General features: G+C 53.3%; 12 protein-coding genes. 6 read left to right on the plus strand and 6 right to left on the minus strand.

Going from position 1 to position 19,688, the window contains the following annotated elements; genetic code table 11:
- Positions 1 to 82: 82 nt before the first annotated feature.
- A complete protein-coding gene (locus H6F91_RS10170) occupies positions 83 to 1,426 on the minus strand; it encodes a TldD/PmbA family protein (RefSeq protein WP_190771823.1) in 1,344 nt (447 codons plus the stop codon).
- A gap of 496 nt (positions 1,427 to 1,922) precedes the next feature.
- On the opposite strand from H6F91_RS10170, the gene H6F91_RS10175 reads away from it, so the two are divergent.
- Positions 1,923 to 4,643, plus strand: coding sequence for a hypothetical protein (locus H6F91_RS10175; protein ID WP_190789308.1), 2,721 nt, complete (start codon positions 1,923 to 1,925; stop codon positions 4,641 to 4,643).
- Here the strand turns inward: H6F91_RS10175 and H6F91_RS10180 are convergent.
- Positions 4,630 to 5,172, minus strand: coding sequence for a hypothetical protein (locus H6F91_RS10180; protein ID WP_190771825.1), 543 nt, complete (start codon positions 5,170 to 5,172; stop codon positions 4,630 to 4,632). The genes H6F91_RS10175 and H6F91_RS10180 overlap by 14 nt on opposite strands.
- Before the next feature lie 514 nt (positions 5,173 to 5,686).
- Between H6F91_RS10180 and H6F91_RS10185 the strand changes: the two genes are divergently transcribed.
- The 4 genes from H6F91_RS10185 (at position 5,687) to mgsA (ending at position 10,565) form a co-directional block, all read left to right on the plus strand.
- Entirely contained in the window at positions 5,687 to 6,382 is a 696-nt protein-coding gene (locus H6F91_RS10185; RefSeq protein ID WP_190771826.1) for a uracil-DNA glycosylase, read from the plus strand.
- Positions 6,383 to 6,710: 328 nt separating this feature from the next.
- On the plus strand, positions 6,711 to 7,316 hold the full coding sequence (locus H6F91_RS10190; RefSeq protein WP_190771827.1) for a cyclin-dependent kinase inhibitor 3 family protein: 606 nt from the start codon (positions 6,711 to 6,713) through the stop codon (positions 7,314 to 7,316).
- A gap of 492 nt (positions 7,317 to 7,808) precedes the next feature.
- Positions 7,809 to 8,987, plus strand: coding sequence for an AI-2E family transporter (locus H6F91_RS10195; RefSeq protein ID WP_242035717.1), 1,179 nt, complete (start codon positions 7,809 to 7,811; stop codon positions 8,985 to 8,987).
- Between the two features lie 285 nt (positions 8,988 to 9,272).
- A complete protein-coding gene (gene mgsA / locus H6F91_RS10200; RefSeq protein ID WP_190771828.1) occupies positions 9,273 to 10,565 on the plus strand; it encodes a methylglyoxal synthase in 1,293 nt (430 codons plus the stop codon).
- 125 nt (positions 10,566 to 10,690) lie between these two features.
- Here mgsA and H6F91_RS10205 read toward each other — a convergent pair whose 3' ends face one another.
- From H6F91_RS10205 to H6F91_RS10215, 3 genes are all read right to left on the minus strand, one after another.
- Positions 10,691 to 13,915, minus strand: coding sequence for an efflux RND transporter permease subunit (locus H6F91_RS10205; protein ID WP_190771829.1), 3,225 nt, complete (start codon positions 13,913 to 13,915; stop codon positions 10,691 to 10,693).
- Positions 13,912 to 15,195, minus strand: a complete 1,284-nt coding sequence (locus H6F91_RS10210; protein WP_190771830.1) for an efflux RND transporter periplasmic adaptor subunit — start codon at positions 15,193 to 15,195, stop codon at positions 13,912 to 13,914. The genes H6F91_RS10205 and H6F91_RS10210 overlap by 4 nt, the downstream gene beginning before the upstream one ends.
- 412 nt (positions 15,196 to 15,607) lie before the next feature.
- Complete coding sequence (locus H6F91_RS10215) at positions 15,608 to 16,207, minus strand: VTT domain-containing protein (RefSeq protein ID WP_190771831.1); 600 nt, start codon at positions 16,205 to 16,207, stop codon at positions 15,608 to 15,610.
- A gap of 153 nt (positions 16,208 to 16,360) precedes the next feature.
- On the opposite strand from H6F91_RS10215, the gene mnmE reads away from it, so the two are divergent.
- Positions 16,361 to 17,752: a tRNA uridine-5-carboxymethylaminomethyl(34) synthesis GTPase MnmE gene (gene mnmE / locus H6F91_RS10220; RefSeq protein WP_190771832.1), complete on the plus strand. Its 1,392-nt coding sequence runs from the start codon at positions 16,361 to 16,363 to the stop codon at positions 17,750 to 17,752.
- Between the two features lie 301 nt (positions 17,753 to 18,053).
- Here mnmE and H6F91_RS10225 read toward each other — a convergent pair whose 3' ends face one another.
- Positions 18,054 to 18,701, minus strand: coding sequence for a methyltransferase domain-containing protein (locus H6F91_RS10225; protein ID WP_190771833.1), 648 nt, complete (start codon positions 18,699 to 18,701; stop codon positions 18,054 to 18,056).
- Positions 18,702 to 19,688 lie beyond the last annotated feature (987 nt).

Raw genomic sequence — 19,688 nt, forward strand, 5'->3', positions numbered from 1 at the left:
AGCGCTTCAGCCTTTAGGTTGAATTGAAGGAGCCGCAGGTCTTTAAAACCTGCGGCTTACCAATCCTTGGCGTTTTTGTTCACTACTCGCCTGTAATAGAGAGCTCTTCTACCCAGACGCGAGGAGCGATGCCGCCGCCCACCAACTCCAGATCTTTTTCGACGTAGAGGATGGAGTTAAGGACTTGGCGGAAGTCTCCTGCAACGGTAGCAGATTCGATACTCGTGCGTTTGCCATTCTCGATCAGCCAACCATCGAAGGGCAATGAGAAGGAGCCCTGCAAGGATTGTACTCCCGCATGGAGGGCTTGCAGGTCATCAATGTAGATGACTCCGTCCGCATCCTCCAGTTTGTATTCCTTGCTGGCGGGTTCGCCCTGGAAGATGTGATAGAAGTGGCGACCTACAGTGACTTTAGAACCCATATTGGCATGACCTGTGGGCTGGGCGTTCATCCGCTTGGCGGTGCCTGCGCTGTGCATGAAGTTGGCCAGCACGCCCTTCTCAATCAGAGCCAAGCGTCGGGTGGGAGTGCCCTCGCCGTCGAAGGTTTCGCCGCCGATGTTCTCAGGATGTAGAGAGTCGTCGTAAAGGGAGATCAGGGGGGAGGCGATCGCCGTCCCCAACGACTCCGATGTCGAAAGGCTCTGCTTATCCAAAATATTCTGAGCATTGAAAAGATTGGAGAATGCCCCCATCAGGCTCAGAATCGCATCAGGGGAGAAGACCACGGGGTATTTCCCTGTCTTAATCTTCTCGTAGGTGAGGTGGCTGATAGTTTTCTCAGCGGCCTCTTCCACACAGGAAGGAATGTCTAACCCTTCGACATTACGGGCAACGCGGAAAGCTCCGGCGCTGCGAGGCTTTTTGCCATCCTGCTCGGTTTTGCTGTAGAGGTAGATGGAAGCGGCCGAGCGAATATCGTGGCGGCGCGCCCCATCACTATTGAGGTAGAAGCGATCGACATCCCGTTGGGAAAGACCATTGTAGGGAACGGAGGTGATAGCGGGATGGGTCGCCATCAAGTCTTTTTCAGCAACGATGAGCTTTTCGATCAGCTCGGCCACAGCGGATTGAGGGGCTGTGTCTTCTCCAGTGACATTGATGGGAGCCGTTGCTTCAGGGCTGAAGTCGGGTGAGTTTTCTTTAATGCCAAATTCGCTGGCTTCGTAGGCCGTCTTTAGGGCCAGTTCCAACCCAGTGGGGTCAATTTCGCTGGTGGAGGTGACACCGACAGTGCCATCGCCATTCCACACCCGCACCGTCACGCTGGAGCGGTTAGAGGCTTTTACCTGCTTAGGTTCGCCGTGATCCACCTGAACGCTGGTTTCATCCACAGACGCACCATAGATGTCGTATTTCTGAATACCAAGGCGATGGGCCGCTTCTTGAACCTGAGTCGCCAGATTATCGATGTTGGTGGGCATAGCTTCCAATGCGAGCAGCAATTTCGAGTGTATCGCGTTCGCCTAAAAGGTGTCAGCGATCCCGGTACGGGACAAAACTTCTGAACCCAGATTTTTTCGTGACTGAAGCTAAGCCCCAGCGAAAAATTTTGGTTTTAGGAGATTTCCAACAATGAAATTACCCCCAGGATGTTGGTGCTTTGCCCGCGAAGCGGGCAAAGCACCAACATCCTGGGTAGATTCTTATGCAGAAACCTCCTTAGCGCAGAATATGCGGAGGACAAAGTTCATCAGGTCGTTACCAAAGGTTTGGTCAGTTCCTTTATGCAGAGGAATCTTTCCATCTGGGAACTCTAAAGTGAGGGGTGAGTTTGATGCTAACAGGCTCCGATTGAGGCTGCATAAGCAAATCACCGGGCCTTCCAGAGCGGCTAAACCGGGCTTAACTCAGAGCTCCTCGCAACCTGACAGTTGTGCAGATGACCATATTGAAGTCCTGATTCTAAGCTGTTTGCTGATGCTGCGACGTTTTTACCTGCTGATCCTGTTTAGCCTTGCCCTGGGGCTGGCATTGATGAGCCGAAGTCTGCCTCAAAACATTCCCGTAGATTTAGAGCAGGTAGCCGCGCAGCCCGCTGCCATTCTGGATGTAGAAACGTTGCCCGATTCGGCCCCCTATATCTGGTGGGAAGCAGAAACCCCAACCGATACCAACTTCCCATCTCGAAATCCCTTTGCACCGAATGGCCTGGAAGAAGCCCTGGTGTTATCCGACGGTAAGTGGATTGGAACCGATGGCGATCGCCCCCAGCCCCTCTTCCTCTCCTATGACATCACCGTTCCGGAGGTGGGGAATTACTACTTCTACACGCGCAAATTTTGGCAACATGGTCCCTTCCGATGGCGCTGGGATGATCAGCCCTGGACTACGGTTGGCCGTGGCTTTCTCATGGATGAGTCTCCCATCCGACCCTATGTGGTCGCAAACTGGGTTCCTCTGGGAGCTGTCCCTCTGACCGCTGGAACGCATACTTTGCGGGTAGAGCTCACAGAGAACCGTGGCCCTGCTGCCTTTGACTGTTTTGTGCTGAGCCAGAGTCCCATTTCGGCGCGGGGCAAGCTGAAACCCGATCAGCGATACATTGCCGACATTCCTAGCTGGGCGGTGTTCGATCCCGAGCCAGATACGTTTGCAGCCAGCCCAATTGATTTGCGATCGCTCAACGAACCATTCGCCGGAGCAGAGGGCTGGATTCAGGCCCAGGGAGAATCGCTGATTCATGAAAGAACCAGGGAGCCTGTGCGGTTTTGGGGGGTAAACGTGGGGCCGGATGTGTTGGCCCTGGATGCCGATTCTCTGGCGCATATGGCACGGTTTTTGGCAAAGCGGGGGGTCAACATTGTGCGGTTCCACGGACCGTTAAATCCGTCGGATCGCTTGGTGCTGGAATCGGAGAAGCGCGATCGCCTCTTCACCCTGGTGGAGGCTCTGAAGCAGGAGGGAATTTACACCTCCCTGTCGATTTATTTTCCCCTCTGGTTCAAGTTCCCGGAAAGCGGTGGACAACCACCGTTTGCGCTGCTCTTCTTTGAACCCACGTTACAAGCTCAGTACCGTACCCTCTGGCACGATCTGCTCACAACACCTAACCCTCAAACCGGATTGTCTCTGGCAAGGGACCCCGCCGTAGCTTCACTGGAGCTGATCAACGAAGATTCCCTGATGTTCTGGACGTTTGACCCCAATCGTCTGCAACCACGTCCTCGGGAAGAATTAGAGCGGCAATTTGCAACATGGCTGCGCGATCGCTACGGTTCTCTAGATGCGGCGTTGACGGCCTGGGGCGGTGCGGCAACATCAGCCCGAGTGGCTTCGGATCGAGTGGCTGTGATGTCGGCAGGGGAGGTCGCCTCCCGTCCCGAAAGTCAGCGTCATCAGGACACAGCAGCTTTTCTGACGGATGTGCAGCAGCGATTTTTTGATGGCACGACCCGCTATCTCAAAGAGGAGCTGGGGTATCGGGGTCTGGTTACTGCTTCAAACTGGATTACGGCGGATGCTCGCCGCCTGGGACCGCTGGATAAATTCACCAACACCGTTGGAGATGTGATGGATCGCCACGGTTACTTTACGGGGCTACATGAAGGAGAACGGGCCAGCTATGCCTTGTCAACGGGCGATCGCTACCAGGATCGCTCGGCACTATTGCTGAAGCGGCCCCAGTGGGAGACGCCCCGTGACTTAAACCTGCCCATCATGGATTTGCACTACAACCACAAGCCCTCCACCATCAGCGAAGTGAACTGGTCGATGCCCAATCGTTTTCGGGCTGACTTTCCCGTTATGGCCGCTGCCTATGGTGCCCTGCAGGATACGGATGGGTTCTTCTTCTTCTCCACCAATCGGTTGGAGTGGGATTCGTCTTTAGGAAAATTCAGCATTGCATCGCCTGTCGTTATGGGCCAGTTCCCGGCGACGGCGCTGATGTATCGCAAGGGAATGATTCAGCCAGGGGATGCAGTGGTGAATTTGGAGCGCAGGCTAACGGATTTGCGGGCCTTACGAGGGGCCCCCATTGCTGCGCCCCAAAGCCTGGATGAACTCCGAGCCGCAGATGTTCCGGAAGGGCAGTCACCCGCTGCTACCCCCCCGGAAAGCATTGATCCGTTGGCGTTTTTTGTGGGTCAGGTGAATTTAAACCTGGATGCGGAATACAACCAGACGGGAGTTGTGAATCTGAACCCGTATCACGATCGCGAGCGCCAGCGCATCCACAGCAGTAGCGGTGAACTGACCTGGGATTATGATGATGGCCTGGTGACCATCGATGCACCTCAGGTGAAAGGGGCAACCGGCTTTTTGCACCATGCAGGTGCCTTGCGGCTCGGCCCGCTCGCTGTGGATACGTCTGTGGACTATGGCTCGGTTTTACTCGTTGCACTGGATGACCAGCCCCTGAACCGCTCTCAAAATATGTTGTTGCAGGTGATGTCTGCCGACGAGAATTTTGGCTGGCGTACAGAGGCAATCGAGGGTAAGAAGACGCTTCAATCGGTCGGGTCTGCACCGCTTGTGGTCCAGGAGATTCAGGGGCAGGTCGCGCTGCGCCGACTAGATGCCGGTCAGTTATTAGTTACGGCACTAGATGCCAACGGGGTGCCGACCAATGTGGTGGGCTCGGGCGATCGCTGGGAATTACAACCCAGTACGTTTTATTACTGGATCACTCGGCGTTAGTCAGCGTATTGTGGATTTCTAAGTAGCGACAGGCACCATCGCCCATCTGTTTAAGATTGGGCTCAATCTTTTTGCCCAGAAAATCTTCAACGATGCCACCCACCATGCCTGCAATGAAGGATGGCACTTCCCGAATTTGGCGGGAGTCGATGCGCAGTTCTCCCTGGCTTTCGACTACCGTGCCCGAACCATCTTCAAGAAAGCGGCTGATGCCAGAGCAAAAGACCGCTTCGGTGTAAGCATGGGTCTGAATTCTCCAGGCGTTGGTGAACTGACGTCCATCCCAAAGACCGTGCTCTGTCCAGGACAACATGGACTCATTCAGCACAGCCCGAGCTGCGGCTGGAATGTCGCCACCGCCATGCCATAGGTTGACCAGCTCAATGCGATCGCCCGTTACCTGCCGCGATTGCTCAATAACCTGGCGGATGTTGGGCATATAAGGCACCAGCTCCCTCAGGCGATCGCGATAGGTGGAGAACACAACGGCTCTGGGAAATGGCAAATAGGTACGGGTGGAAATTAGCATGGCAGTGTGTGAAATACCACTTCTATTCAACGCTCTTTGGGTAGATTTGAAACCTGGAAAAGGGCAGAGATAGCCGATCTTGCGCCGTACTCATGCTTTCAATTTTGCAGATCAAAAGCTGACTATAAAGAGTATCTAATTGATGGGCGCGCTTAAAAATACTGTTCAGTTTCTTAATAAAACGTTGATATAGAGGCTCAAATGTCTTTGCAAGGCAGGATTGTCACCGAACTGCGCCATTTAGCAACGAGTGCAGACCTCCTGCATCAGTCGTTCTAAAGGGCGCGACTGGCAGGGCAGCTTCAAGTCCCAATTCATGCAGGAAGTTCTGTATCGCAGGGCTGTTCTAAGGAATTACCCCATGTGTATGTTCCTGTGGGTGGGCGATCGCGAAAGATCTGCCACTGGGATGAATCTAGCCTGATTCATCCGACACTACGCTCAAGGCAACATTCCCTCTACAATGAGAAGACGCTTCATAAAGCGTTATAAATTTATTTGTTTAACTCGGTGCATGGCAAGCGACGAACAAATAGGGCTTTTTAACCTGTCGGAATCCTCTACTCCGGCCAGCTTTGATCCCGATACCATCCCGACCAGCGCCAAGGTGCCCATCCCCCCCGGCACCTATGACTCTATGGAGCAGATGTCGGTACACTGTAACGTCTGCCAGCGCTGCGAGTTGGCTGCCGGACGCACCCACGCGGTGATTGGGCGGGGCAGCGTAACGGCTCCCATTATGCTTGTGGGAGAAGGCCCAGGGCAGTTTGAAGATGAGTCGGGTATCCCCTTTGTGGGCAAGTCGGGGCAGTTGCTCGACAAGATTTTGGAATCTGTGCGGCTTACGGAAAACGACGTCTTCATCTGTAATGTCGTGAAGTGCCGCCCTCCGGATAACCGCAACCCCTCCATCCAGGAAGCAGAAGCCTGCAACGGTTATCTGCGGGAACAGATTCGCATGGTCGACCCCAAAATCATTTTGCTGACGGGGGCGGTTGCCATGCGTACCCTCCTCGGCATCCGCGAGGGCATTACCAAGGTGCGGGGCCAATGGTATGAGCGCGAGGGCCGCTTCTACATGCCTATCTTCCACCCGGCCTATTTGCTGCGCAACCCCTCTCGTGAGAAGGGAAGCCCTAAATGGCTGATGTGGCAAGATGTGCAGTCAGTTCGGACGAAGCTGGACGAAATTCAGACAGCTGCGTCATAAGCATCGGTAGCGTTCTAGATGTGTGACGAGGGTATGGTGGAAGGGGCACTTCGTGCCCCTTCCACCATACCCTCCTACATTTGAAACAACCCAAATGCTCTTTTCGGCTTACGGCGAATGTCTGAGAGAGCGATTTTGACGAAGGTCGGTGTACCTCAATAGGGGGCGATCGCTCACCTCCCAAAGTGGATGGAGTATCCGATTTAACCGATTAGGATCGGTTACACTCGCTTTAATTGGGTCGCAGGAGCGCGAGGAATCACCTCGCTCCGGTTATCAATTTACGCTTCATCCTCTTTGCCCTGGCCTGCTTCCTTGGCCTTAATCTATGGTCAATCCCTCCCCATCTTTTCACGCTTATTCCCGTCCCTTACGCACGTCAGAGACTCATCCTATTCACGTCGACTTTCTGACGCCAGAGGCCACAGGGCTGTCAGGGCAGATCGGTATGACCCTGGCCCCCGGCAAATGTAACCATGGCATGGCTTACCGCTGGATACGAGACCTGGACCAGGATCTTGCACGCCTGCAACAGGTTTATGGAGTGAATGTGCTGGTGACCCTGCTGGAAGCCCATGAGATGCCACAGTTGCAAATCGCCGGCTTGTTGCATGAGGTGGAGCGGTATGGGATGCGATCGCGCTGGTTCCCCATCCCTGATTTCAGCACGCCGCCTTCTCTGCCCGAGTTTGCAGGGCTGGTGCACGATATCTTGACACTGGCTGGTCAGGGAGAAACCGTAGTGATTCACTGCAAAGCTGGGCTAGGGCGGAGTGGTCTGGTCGCAGCATCCTGCCTGGTGGCTCTGGGCCATAACTACAAAGAGGCATTCTTGCAGGTACGGCGGGTGCGTCCAGGTACCATCGAAACCCCGATCCAGGAAGCTTATGTAGAATCCTTTGCTAACTTTTGGAAAGTTGATTCGCTTTCCTAACCACATCCCATAACATTAGTTCGGATAGTTTTTCTGAAACCCTTGATTTTGCGTGCGCTTAGCGCACGCAAAATCAAGGGTTTCAGAAAAACTGTCCAGAGTATTGCCATAAGGGACTTGCGGTTAAATAAAATCCTGAAGAAGGGGAGCATTCTCCTTCTTCGGGATTTTGCTTCTTCTGGAACCTTCCTCTGAAAGATGGCGTGCAGGTCATAGCTACAAGGATTTCATCATGGGCATTATTTGGGACGTATCTAGGTGCTTCTGCCCCATCTAAAGCGTTCTTGTTAAGTGTGATGGAATCCCTCCGCTCAACAAGAAATATGTAAGTCCTAACTAAGAGACAGGCGATCGCAAGCAAAAGGCACTATCCTGAATGCAGCTTGCTGGCGGGATGATTTCCCACGGGCATGGGGTGTTTTCTGAGAGTTTGTCCCTGGGGCACTTTTGGAGAGTACTGAGATTTTCCAACGTAATAAGTACCGTACACAGATGATGACCTTTGGTGCATGGTTGGGGCTGGTGGCCCTGGTGGTCTCGCTCTATATCCTCTGGCAGATTCGACAGTTGCTCCTGTTGGTGCTGGTGGCTGTCGTATTTGCCACAGCTCTCAATCGCCTGGCCCGTCGCCTCCATCACTGGGGCATTGGACGGGGACTCGCTATCTTTCTGTCAATTGGCGGCACGCTGGGGTTGCTGGTTCTGTTTACGGTGCTGATTGTGCCGCCGTTTCTCAATCAGTTACAGGAACTCACTCAGTTGGTGCCCCGCGGCTTAGGGCAGCTAGAGGTCTGGCTGACTCGGTTACTCGCCCAGCTCCCCGGCGAAGCGGTGAACCTGTTACCCAGTTTCGATACCTGGTTGGGCCAACTCACGCCTCTAGCGTCGGACCTCGCGAATAACTTCTTTCGCCTGTTTTCTGGCTTCTTCAATGTCACCCTCAGTACCCTGCTGGTGCTGGTGTTGACGCTCATGCTTACCCTGAATCCCACCGCTTATCGGCAGGGATTTGTACGGTTATTCCCAGCGTTTTATCGGCGGCGTTTTGACGAGATTCTGACCTACTGCGAAGAAGATCTGGTGGGATGGATCATCGGTATTCTGATCAACATGGTGGTGATCGGCACTACCAGTGGGATTGTGCTATCGGTACTGGGGGTGCGGCTGGTGCTGGCTAATGCTTTGCTGGCGGGGCTGCTGGAAGCGATCCCGAACCTGGGGCCAGTTCTGAGTACGGTGGCACCGACGGCGATCGCCCTGCTCGACGCTCCCTGGAAAGGACTGGCGGTGGTGTTGGCCTATCTGGTGATTCAACAGCTGGAGCAGTTTGTGTTGGTGCCCGTGGTCATGGGGCAACAGGTTTCACTGCTGCCGGCTATTACCCTGCTGGCCCAATTGGTTTTTGCCTCATTTTTTGGATTTCTCGGTTTATTTTTGGCTATCCCGCTGCTAATTGTGGTGCGGATCTTCATTCGAGAAATTTTGATCATAGATGTATTGGATCGATGGACGTTATCCCCTGGTTTGAGCCGTGTTATTGGACGGCCCGCCGTGACAGAGACTGTGATCACTGGCCCGGCAAACCCAGAACCAACGGAACCTTTGGGGTCTTCTAAAGCAGAAGGACCGATAACCCCTCCCGAACCCCCACCCCCACCTCCTCAGGTTTAATAGACCTCCTGAATGAATCGCTGCACGGCGAAGCCGTGCAGCGATTCACCCCCTCAAAACTGATTCATGCAGGAGGTTTAATGGATTAATGGTTAATTGCCGCTGCTTAGTACGAGTACTCGGCGGCTAAGGCTAACTCATGTTTGGTGAGATGCAAAGCGCCCCACCAAACATGAGTTAGCCCGGAAATCAACCTGTTTGAAGTTTCAAACACTGGCTTACTCCTTTTATAGTTTGGGTTGTTAGCTACCTTTCCCATCCCTTCTCCATACCCTCCTTGCTCCTATGGTTGCTACCCTTGCCCTCATTGCTCACGATGCGAAAAAAGACGAGATTGTTAGTTTCGCTCAGCAGCACAAGCCCATTCTCAGTCGCTATCGCCTGATTGCCACAGGCAACACAGGCCAACGAATTGAGCAAGCGACTGGACTAACAGTGGAGCGTATGGCCTCGGGGCCGCTGGGAGGTGACACGCAGATCGCCGCTGAGGTGGTTTCGGGTCATGTGGTACTTGTGGTGTTTTTGATGGATCCCCTCTATGCCCAGCCCCACGAACCCGATATCCAGGCCTTGCTACGAGTCTGCAATGTAAATGACGTACCCCTGGCGACCAATCTTGCGACTGCCGAGATTCTCGTCTCAATGTTGGGCAAAAAGTCTATTGCAGACTTGATCTTCAACCCCATGTCGGGTCAGGGCAATGCTGATCAGGAATTGAGTATTATCCGGCAGTTTTTGGATCCCCACTTCCATTTGCGGGTGCATGAGATGCAGGATGGGATGGATATTGTGGAAGTTACGAAGGAGGCGATCGCCAACGATTCCAGTCTGGTCATTGCCTCGGGGGGTGATGGCACCGTATCTGCGGTAGCCGGAGCGTTGATCAACACGGATATCCCCCTGGGCATTATTCCGCGAGGCACGGCCAACGCCTTTGCTGCTGCCCTGGGAATGCCTCGTCTTGCCCCCATTCGCAATGCTTGCCAGACCATCCTCAACGGCCACGTGCGTACGGTGGATGTGGCTCGGTGTAATGGTGTACCCATGATTTTGCTGGCCGGTATTGGGTTTGAGGCCGAAACCGTCGAGCTAGCTAACACTTCCTTGAAGGATCAGTGGGGGGCATTGGCTTACCTGGTGGCAGGTTGGCAAACGATCGATAAACAACAGTCCTTTGAAACCCGCATCGAAGCGGGAGGCGAGGTTTACACCTTTGAAGCGGGCAGTATCACCATTGCCAATGCCGCCCCGGCAACGTCGGTGCTGGCTCAGGGCGGTGGCCATGTAGCTCATGATGACGGCAAGCTGGATATTACTATTGCCTCTGCGGAAACCCGCCTACAGGGTGTGTCCACCATGCTCCGCATGTTTGGTGCGGCGATCGTAGGGACGGGAGTAGAGCAGCAGAACGTCGTTCATATGCAAACCGATCGTCTGACTGTGATAACGGAGCCACCCCAAAAAGTAGTGCTAGACGGAGAAATGATTGGAACGACCCCCGTAGAGGTGGTTTGCATTCCCGGCGGCCTCAAAGTGCTTGCTCCGCCAGCGGTGACCGATAACCAGGGCAACTCATAAAGCGTTTTTATGTACGGTGTGGTGTACGAGGCGCGCCTACACCACACCGTACGTTCTAAAAGCGTGTGCATAGCAAAGACCTGGTGTTCTAAGAACACCAGGTCTTTGCATGTTGAACGGTAACCCTAAAACTTTCGAGTCGGAGCTTCCTGGGGCCCTACCTTTGGTAGCCGCAGCCTTCCTTGTCCCATTACATCCTCATGCACGACGATGTAGAAGCAGGGGATGAGAAATAGCGTCAGCACAGTGGCGATCGATAGCCCTGAGAACACAACGACCCCTAGAGGCTGTAGGAATTCAGAACCTTCACCCCAGCCCAAGGCCAGAGGAAACAAACCCACAACCGTTGTAATCGTTGTCATTAAAATGGGACGCAATCGTTCTGATGCGGCCTGGAGTACGGCGCTGCGATGATCTAGACCATCCGTTTCGCGTACCTGATTGGCCCGCTCAATCAAAATAATGGCATTGTTGACCACAATTCCCACCAGCAGGACGGCACCGACTACAACCATGGCCCCGATCGCCGTTTGAGTTAGATACAGCCCAAAAATGCTACCGGCCACGGCCAACGGCACCGTCAACATAATTACCAGCGGGTCAAGCAACGAGTTGTACTGCACCGCCATCACAACAAACACCAGGAATGCTGCCAAACTCCCCAGCATAATCAATGCATTGCGAATTTCCCGATTGGTCGATTCGCTGGCACTCTGGAGCCGGCTTACCCCCTGCGGAAGTTCCAGGCTATCGATGGTGGCATTGACCTGAGCGATCGCATCCCCCAAAGGCGCACCCTCGTTTAGCGTTCCCTCAATCAAAAACACCTGCCGCTGGTTAATCCGCTGGATTTCCCCTGGGGCAACACCCTGTTCCACGCGGGCCACATCCCCCAGTCGTACCCATTGATTGCCATTGGTAAACAGGGGTAGCTGACGCAGTTGTTCCGGTTGTTGTAGACGATTGTTGGCGAGCTGAACGCGCACATCGACGAGGCGATCGCCCCGTTGCAGCTGCGTTGGCACCGATCCCTGGATAGCGGTTTGTACCGTTTCCCCAATATCCACAGCAGTAAGATTGAGCTGGGAAGCGCGTTCCCAATCAGGGCGTACCTGCACCTCTGGCTGAGGAGGGTCGGCATCCGGGCTAAAGCGGGCCAGTTTTACCCGTTCATCCAGGGCAGCCAATACCTGCTGCCCGGCCTGTTGGAGGGTTTCGGCATCGGGTCCCTGGAGTTGAATGTCAATGTCTGCTCGTACCGGGGAGTTATTGAATGACAAGCCGCGTACGTTTTCGGGGGTGACACGTAGGCGCGTATCCACCAAATTGAACTGGGCCATTTCCCGGTTCATGCGCTCCACAAAGGCTTCTAGATTTGTCCCCGGCTTTAGGCTAATGGTGCTGCTGGCCCGCAGAATGTTCTCGCTGGTGCTGCTGCCAAATAGGCCGCCGCCCGAGGTGCTAAACACATAGGCCACTTCGGGTTGTTGAAGCAGCAAGTCATCAACTGCGGTCATCACCTTCCGGTTTTCCTCCAGGGAAGTGCCGGGAGGAAATTGCACCCGCAGTTGAGCCTGTCCAGTGTTGATGCGAGGCAGAATTTCTTGGGGAAGCTGCCCTCCCAGGAAGGTACTGCCGCCTCCCAGAATCAGGATGGCGATGGCAATCACCCACCATCGATGCTGCAACACTCGAGTCAGCAATTGCCCGTAACGGCGAGTTACGCCCTCCAGCCGCAGACGAAATTCACGAAATAGCCATCGATTGCTTATGCCGCTAGTGCGGGGAACGGCCAGGAGGCGGGCGGCGATCGCCGGAACCACGGTCAGGGCTACCAGCAGGGAAGCGGCAACGGCAAAACTAATGGTCAAAATGAGGGGGTTAAACAGCAGAGCGAAGAATCCACCCAGGAGCAAGAACGGCACCACGGACACCAGATTGGTGGTAGTAGATGCCAGCAACGCCGATTCCAACTCACGGCTGCTCTCGGTCGCGAGTTCTATTGCACTATCCGAAACGGGTGGAGTAGAGCCGTTGACATCACTGGACGCATAGGCCGCTTCCAGGGAAAAGCGGCGGGTCATGTTCTCCAACATCACGATCGCGTTGTCCACCACAATTCCCACCCCCAGGGCCAGCCCACCCAGGCTGAAGATGTTGAGGGAGAGGCCAAAAAAGCCCATCAACACAATGGCTGTAAGACTGGCTAGCGGAATCGCCAGCACAATGATGAGGGTCTGACGCAGGGAACCCAGGAAGAAGAGAACCGCGATCGCCGCCAGCAATGCCCCCGTTAACCCTGAACTGGTGACATTGGAAATCGAGTTACGGATAAAAACTGATTCATCCAGGGTGGGGGTTAGCACCAGATCTTCTGGCACCAGGCCAGAGGTTCGCAGGAATTCTAGCCGTGCTTTTACCCCGTCTACGACTTCTATCGTGTTGGCTTCGGGCTGTTTCTGAATGCTCACCTTGACCGCAGGTTGACCATTCAGGTTCACCTGCACCCGCTGTTCCTCGGTACCATCCACCACCTGGGCAAAGTCGCGCAGGTATACTCGCCCCAGGGCGGGGCTGGCTTCATCGGTGCCAAAGCCCAGGCTTCCAGCTGCCTCGAAGCTGATGTTCTCTAACTCCGCTGCGTTTTGAAAACGGCCCACAGTACGAGTAAGGGTTTCATCGTCGGTTCCTTCCAGACGGCCTCCAGCAGTGTCCTGGTTCCGCTCATCGAGAGCATCCAACACATCGTTAAGCCCTATGCCCAGGGCCTGCATTCGGTCGAGATCCAGGTTCACCTGCACCTCTTCCTGCACTCCACCCGATACATCGACACTGGCAACCCCTGGCACCACCGTTAATTCTCGGGCCAGTTCTTCATCGGCGAATACCCGCAACTCCACATCCCGCAGCGATGGCGAGGAAAGCGCAAATTCGTACACAGGGAGCTGGGATGGCTCAAACTTGAACAGGCGAGGTGGCTCAAGACCGGCCGGCAGTTCGCGCAAAGCCCGGTTAAGAGAAGCCGTAGCATCATTCAAGGCCTGATCGATGTCGCCACCGGGACGGAAGTATAAATCCAGACTAACCTGGCCCTCTCGGGTTTCTGAAAACACTTGCTCTACGCCATCCGTCGCTACCAGAGCTCGTTCCAGAGGGCGGGTGATTTCGTCTACAGCGACGGTGGGATCGATGCCGGGGGAAGTAACCCGTACCCCAATGCGGGGATAAGTGATGGAAGGCAACAGATCGACTGGAATTTGAACCAGGAAGAAGAAACCCAGAAGCAGAACCGTGAGGGCCAGCATCAGGGTGCCAATGTGCCGCCGAATTGCGAGGGTACTAAGACTCATTGAGGTGCGGGTGAGGAAGTTTCCGAAAGGAGACTGAGTTTTACGGACTGGCCATCGGAGAGAGGGCCACTGCTGCGCGTCACTAGGGTTTCTCCCGGTTTGAGGCCACTGAGAATTTCGACATTGCCGTTGGCGCGATCGCCTACTTGTACGGTACGGGCCACCACTTTAGGCGATTCTCCCGACTGATCCAGCACAAAAACCGTGGGCTCTGGCGCTTCCCCCAACTCCAGGGCTTGTTCAGATACCACTACCCGAGTTTGCGGACCACTCTGAAAGGTCACTCGGGCCAATAACCCACCTGTGATACGGCGATCGCCATTGGGCACATAAATTTCCACCGGGACCAAGCGGGCCGCAGCATCAGCCGCAGGAGCAATGCGGGCCACTTGACCGCTAAAGGGGCGATCAGGAAAGGCGTCAAGCCGCACCTGCACCGATTGACCCACCGTTACTCTGGATAATTCCAGTTCTGAGACGGGTACGACCACCTTCACGCCACTGAAATCTCCCAATTGCACCACTTCTTCTCCAGGGCGTACCAGATCGCCCGGTTGGCGCAATCGTTCTAACACCGCCCCATTAATGGGAGCTTTCAGAGTGGAATAGGCTCGGCGTTGGCCGACTTCTGCCACGGTTGCTTCCTGAGCAACGACTTGAGCCTGGGCCGCTCTGACGGCTTGCTGGCGTGTACGAACTTGCTCTTCGGCAGACCGTAATGCTTGCTCAGCGGCTAAACGCTCAGTTTGGGCTTGCTCGGCCTGTTGTGTTGTCACCGCTCCATCGGTCGCGAGTTGCTGAAAGCGCTCGGCGTCGGCGATCGCCTGCTGCAACTGCACGCTGGCCTGGGCAGCCTGGGCTTGAGAGTTGCTGACCTCTGCCTGGGCCTGGGCTACCGCAGAACGACGAGAAGCCAGTTCTGCCTCTGCCTGGCGTAGGGAGGCGACCAGGAGGCGATCGTCAAGTTGCCCCAGGGCTTGACCCTGGCTAACGGTATCCCCCACATCTACAGCCAGGTTTAAGAGTTGGCCTTCTGTCTGGGCTCGTAGGGCTACGAGTCGGGCGGGTTGGGTTGTCCCTGTAAATTCTTTAGCGCTTTCGAGACTGCCAGTTTGGGCGATCGCCGTCTCCACCGATGTCGGTCCATCCTGAGACGGCCCGCCCCCCGGACGGGATTGGGCTTGGGTTTGGGGTTGTGAACCTACGGGTAAGCTGCAACTCACCGCAGAAGGTACCATCGCCAAGACCATCAGAACAGTTAACGGACGTGGAATAGCCATGCAGAATAACTCTGGGGATTAGCAGGAGTGAGCGTCGTGAAGAGGGGTTCTAATTCTGAGATTCTGCTTAACATTTTTATGATATTTTGCTGCCAACCTTACCGCTCATAGTTACCTTCCCCCTAAAGGTAGATATTTTAATTGCAGTTGCAAAAAATGTTGAGGTTGGGGTGGGCGATCGCTAAATAACCCTACGGCTTTTCTATGAAATAAGGATGAAATGTAGAACATCCACAAGGTGTTATAGCCTGAGGCTTTTGAGGCAGGTACGTTACATGCAACGTACCTGCCTCAAAAGCCTCAGGCTGCTCTATATAACCCTTATCGAACTGGTGAGTGATGAGAGATGAATGGGACGAACCCCATCCATCTCTCATCACTCACCAGTTCGGAGCTGTATTAAGAATCCAGATTAAATCAACGTTTCCAGCAGACTGGTGCCTAGGTAGACGTAAGCGCCGACAATAAAGGGTGAACTCAAGAGCAACGCCAGGAAGAAATCTGGATAACGAATTTTAGTGAGCCCGACCGCATAACTCACAATATCTTGAGCGAGGGGCATCACCATAGCCATGTAGAAGACGCTATGTTGGCTTTTGAGCTGGCGCGTGAGTCGATCCAACTGGATCACATTACGTGCGCCAATAAACCGAGCGATGACCTTACGTCCATAGTGGCGAGACAGCAAGAAATTGAGGTGACATCCCAGCAAACATCCCAGCAGGCTGAGCCAAAATCCATCAGCTCTACCAAATAGCGCACCGCTCAAAACATAGATAGAACTGCCACTCAGGGGCGCCACAACCAAGCTTACGGCACACAGCAAAATGTAAACCAGGGGAGCCCAAACCCCTGCCCGGTGAACGTACTGTTGGGCATTTTCTAAACCGATGGCTCTCAGAATAAGTGCCATCCCAACGTAAGTGACGGCCACTATCAGGAGGGCCAGTAGAATTTTGCGGACGGGAATACCCGATTGCATCGTTAAACCATTACCGTGCCGATGGCCCATGATGAACCTAACAAAGGTGTAACATTTGCGTCAAACTTTAAAGGGAGGACCGGAAAGGTCACTTAGTTATGCAATCCCACTAAGCAATTCAACCTTTCTTGGGGTTGTTCAAGCACCCGCTAAACGGGTGATAAGGGGAGGGACGAAAGACTGATGTTGCAAGGCGACACTATTGCGGCGATCGCTACCGCCATTGTGCCCCAACAGGGGAGCGTGGGCATTGTACGCCTATCGGGGCCGGAGGCGCTGGCGATCGGCCGTACCCTCTTCCATCCTCCTGGCAAGCCACCCTGGGAAAGCCATCGCATTCTCTATGGCAATATACTCCAGCCCCGCACTGGCCAACTGATCGATGAGGGCTTGCTCCTGCTCATGCTGGCTCCCCGCTCTTACACCCGTGAGGATGTAGTAGAGTTGCACTGCCACGGTGGCATCATGGCTGTGCAGCAGGTGTTGCAGGCATGCCTCGAACTGGGGGCGCGGCTGGCCGAACCAGGCGAGTTCACCTTGCGGGCTTTTCTAAATGGGCGAATTGATCTGACCCAGGCTGAAAGCATTTCAGATTTGGTGGGCGCGCGATCGCCCCAGGCCGCCCAAACTGCCCTGGCCGGATTGCAGGGGAAATTGGCCCAGCCCATCCGTAGCCTCCGTCAAACTTGCCTGGACATTTTGGCAGAAATCGAAGCTCGCATCGATTTTGAGGAAGACTTACCGCCTTTGGATGAGGCAGAAATTCAGATGCAACTGGCCCAGGTGCTCCAAACCGTAACCGACATTCTGGATACGGCTGATCGGGGGGAACTGCTCCGTAGCGGGTTGAAAGTGGCGATCGTAGGGCGTCCCAACGTGGGCAAGTCGAGCTTGCTGAATGCCTGGAGTCGCAGCGATCGCGCCATTGTCACTGACCTTCCCGGCACCACACGGGATGTCGTGGAGTCGCAGTTGGTGGTGCAGGGCATTCCTGTGCAAGTGCTCGATACGGCAGGCATTCGGGAGGCAGAGGATCGGGTGGAGCAGATTGGGGTGGAGCGATCGCGCCAGGCTGCCCAGGCTGCGGATTTAGTGCTCTTGACTATCGACGCCGAGCAGGGCTGGATGCCAGACGATGAAGCGATTTACCAACAAATTACCAGTCCCGAGGAGAAGCGCCCACTGATTCTGGTCATTAATAAAATCGACCGGGTATCATCCAAATCGATTGACCCGGTGCCATACCCCAAAAACTTTGCACAGGTCGTCTATACTGCCGCCGCTCTAAATCAGGGTATCCCGGATCTGGAAGAGGCTATCCTTCAGGCAGTGCAGCACCAGGCAGTGCAAGCAGCAAATCTGGATGTTGCCATTAACCAGCGTCAGGCCGCTGCACTACTTCAGGCCCAAAACGCTCTTCAGCAGGTGCAGGCTACCATCCAAAATCAACTCCCCCTCGATTTTTGGACGATTGATCTTCGCAGCGCCATTCAAGCTCTTGGAAGTATCACGGGAGAAGAGGTAACGGAATCTGTGCTCGATCGCATCTTCAGCCGCTTTTGCATTGGTAAGTAAGGGGATGTGCAACTTGGAATAGAACTAACAGAACCCTAGATTTTTGGGTTTTAAGTTGCATATTGCGGTGAGTAAGCTAAGTTCGGGTTAAGGGCGTTTTCGAGTGCCGCGCAACGCGCGGCACTCGAAAACGCTCATTTTGGCGTGCGCAAAGCGCACGCCAAAATGAGCACTTCAGCTTATCCCGAACTGAGGTTGAGTAAGGTCAAATCCCGATTGAATAGCCAGTAATAAGGATTATTACCATCTCACTATCCCTTATTACGGCTATTCAACCAAGTGCTATACAACTATTACTTCTCTAAGATTTTGTATTTCTTAGCAGAAATTGACAGCCGCAAGAGAAAGGATTTGGGCTTTCAATACGATGGTCTTGTACTACTTCAATGGCTAAATTGCTTTGATAGATCAATTTGTCATAATCCATTAGCGCATTCCACTTAATTTTTCCGGTTGGAAAACCGATGTTTAATGCTGCATCTTCAATTAACGCTTGCCATTTTTGGACCTCAGGATTCTGCGATTTGCAGTAATCAAGGATGGCAATCAGAGCATTGGATTTGGTGACTCGCAAAATTTCTTGTAGGGCACGCACTGGATTAGCAACAACGCATAGCGTAAATCCAGATGCCGCTGCATCAAAACTGTTATCAGCAAAATCTAAATTTTCGAGATTGGCTACTTTTAATGTGAGATCAGCCATGATGTTCTTCTTGCGGGCTTCCTGTAGCATCCCCTCGGAAAGATCTATCCCGGTAACTTGTACCCCAGCCGGATAAGCGGGAAGATTCAATCCGGTTCCAACAGCGGCATCCAGAACTGTTTGACCCGGCTGCAGATTTAATGTGCTAATAAACGGCTCTCGCTCGACGTGCCAGTAGCGCTGCATGATTGCTTCATACTCTGCCGCCCCATGGTCGTAGGTCGCGATAACCTGTTCGATTGGCATAAGACTACTCACTATCTAAATGTTGGAAGTCTAGCACCCAATTTCAAAGTTTTGATTACCCGGTAAGCAGCTCAGTCTAATTAAATATAGGGTTTAGAAGGCTATGCTGACTATGAAGTGGTCAGCATAACCTTCTAAACCCTGTGTGGTTTTATTCCTTACTTCTCTCATACTTTTGGGATTACTTAAAGCTGCTTCAATTTCTTAAATATTTTCTTAAGAAAAGAGATATATGGCAGAGGAAATTTGCTATGAGATGTATTCAAAAGAATTATTTTTCAGAAAAAACTGGGCTACTTTAAGAAGCTAGAAATTGGAAAAAGTAGCCTCCTGATCTGTAAATTTTGAGTTGTTGTAAATTGGGGACTTAAATATTTTTGTTGTGTAGTACGCAAAGAACACTACATAATAAAAATATTCAAGCTTTGATGATGAGGGCGATCGCCCATTCCTCAGCTTGGTTTTGACCCTTGCGAAGTACGAGTAGTAACACCGAACTCAGCAGAATACTCTTGCAAAGCATTACTATTTGTAAGCTTTACTCACAGGTAATCAACCTTTCTTAATAGTGCTCAAACGCCGCTTGGTGATAGAAATATAGGCTTGTGGGTTTATAGGAGAGATGGCAACCGTTCTCATCGATGAGCTTTGAGGTTTGCAACAGAATATGAACATTGTTTCATGACATATCTGACAATTTCCTTAAGATGAGCGATCCCCAAGAATTCTCATTAGAGAATTCAAGCGTCATCTTGTATCTACGAGAAAAGGACTCGTTTCAATCCTTAGCATTAGCATTCACCCGAAATACTTGGAAGAACTGAGTATTTTTACCCTCAAAAAGCTCTTCCCCTGAAAAGGACTGTGACTTTTTTGAAGAAGTCACAGTTTTGAACGTCTTCATTCGAGCAGCCCTTTAGCCCTGGCTGTTCGCTCTCAAAGGCTTTTAACTCGGTTGCTGTTCCCAAATCCTGAATCTGTCGAGTC

It is taken from the genome of Leptolyngbya sp. FACHB-8 (assembly GCF_014695575.1).
Lineage (GTDB): Bacteria > Cyanobacteriota > Cyanobacteriia > Elainellales > Elainellaceae > Vacuolonema.

What these genes read in the sequence shown, in the direction of transcription:
- H6F91_RS10190 (WP_190771827.1), top strand. Translation starts at nt 6,711, where the DNA reads ATGGTCAATCCCTCCCCATCTTTTCACGCTTATTCCCGTCCCTTACGC.
- mnmE (WP_190771832.1), top strand. Translation starts at nt 16,361, where the DNA reads ATGTTGCAAGGCGACACTATTGCGGCGATCGCTACCGCCATTGTGCCC.
- H6F91_RS10205 (WP_190771829.1), bottom strand. Translation starts at nt 13,915, where the DNA reads ATGAGTCTTAGTACCCTCGCAATTCGGCGGCACATTGGCACCCTGATG.
- H6F91_RS10225 (WP_190771833.1), bottom strand. Translation starts at nt 18,701, where the DNA reads ATGCCAATCGAACAGGTTATCGCGACCTACGACCATGGGGCGGCAGAG.
- H6F91_RS10180 (WP_190771825.1), bottom strand. Translation starts at nt 5,172, where the DNA reads ATGCTAATTTCCACCCGTACCTATTTGCCATTTCCCAGAGCCGTTGTG.
- H6F91_RS10170 (WP_190771823.1), bottom strand. Translation starts at nt 1,426, where the DNA reads ATGCCCACCAACATCGATAATCTGGCGACTCAGGTTCAAGAAGCGGCC.
- H6F91_RS10215 (WP_190771831.1), bottom strand. Translation starts at nt 16,207, where the DNA reads ATGGGCCATCGGCACGGTAATGGTTTAACGATGCAATCGGGTATTCCC.
- H6F91_RS10175 (WP_190789308.1), top strand. Translation starts at nt 1,923, where the DNA reads ATGCTGCGACGTTTTTACCTGCTGATCCTGTTTAGCCTTGCCCTGGGG.
- H6F91_RS10210 (WP_190771830.1), bottom strand. Translation starts at nt 15,195, where the DNA reads ATGGCTATTCCACGTCCGTTAACTGTTCTGATGGTCTTGGCGATGGTA.
- mgsA (WP_190771828.1), top strand. Translation starts at nt 9,273, where the DNA reads ATGGTTGCTACCCTTGCCCTCATTGCTCACGATGCGAAAAAAGACGAG.
- H6F91_RS10195 (WP_242035717.1), top strand. Translation starts at nt 7,809, where the DNA reads ATGATGACCTTTGGTGCATGGTTGGGGCTGGTGGCCCTGGTGGTCTCG.
- H6F91_RS10185 (WP_190771826.1), top strand. Translation starts at nt 5,687, where the DNA reads ATGGCAAGCGACGAACAAATAGGGCTTTTTAACCTGTCGGAATCCTCT.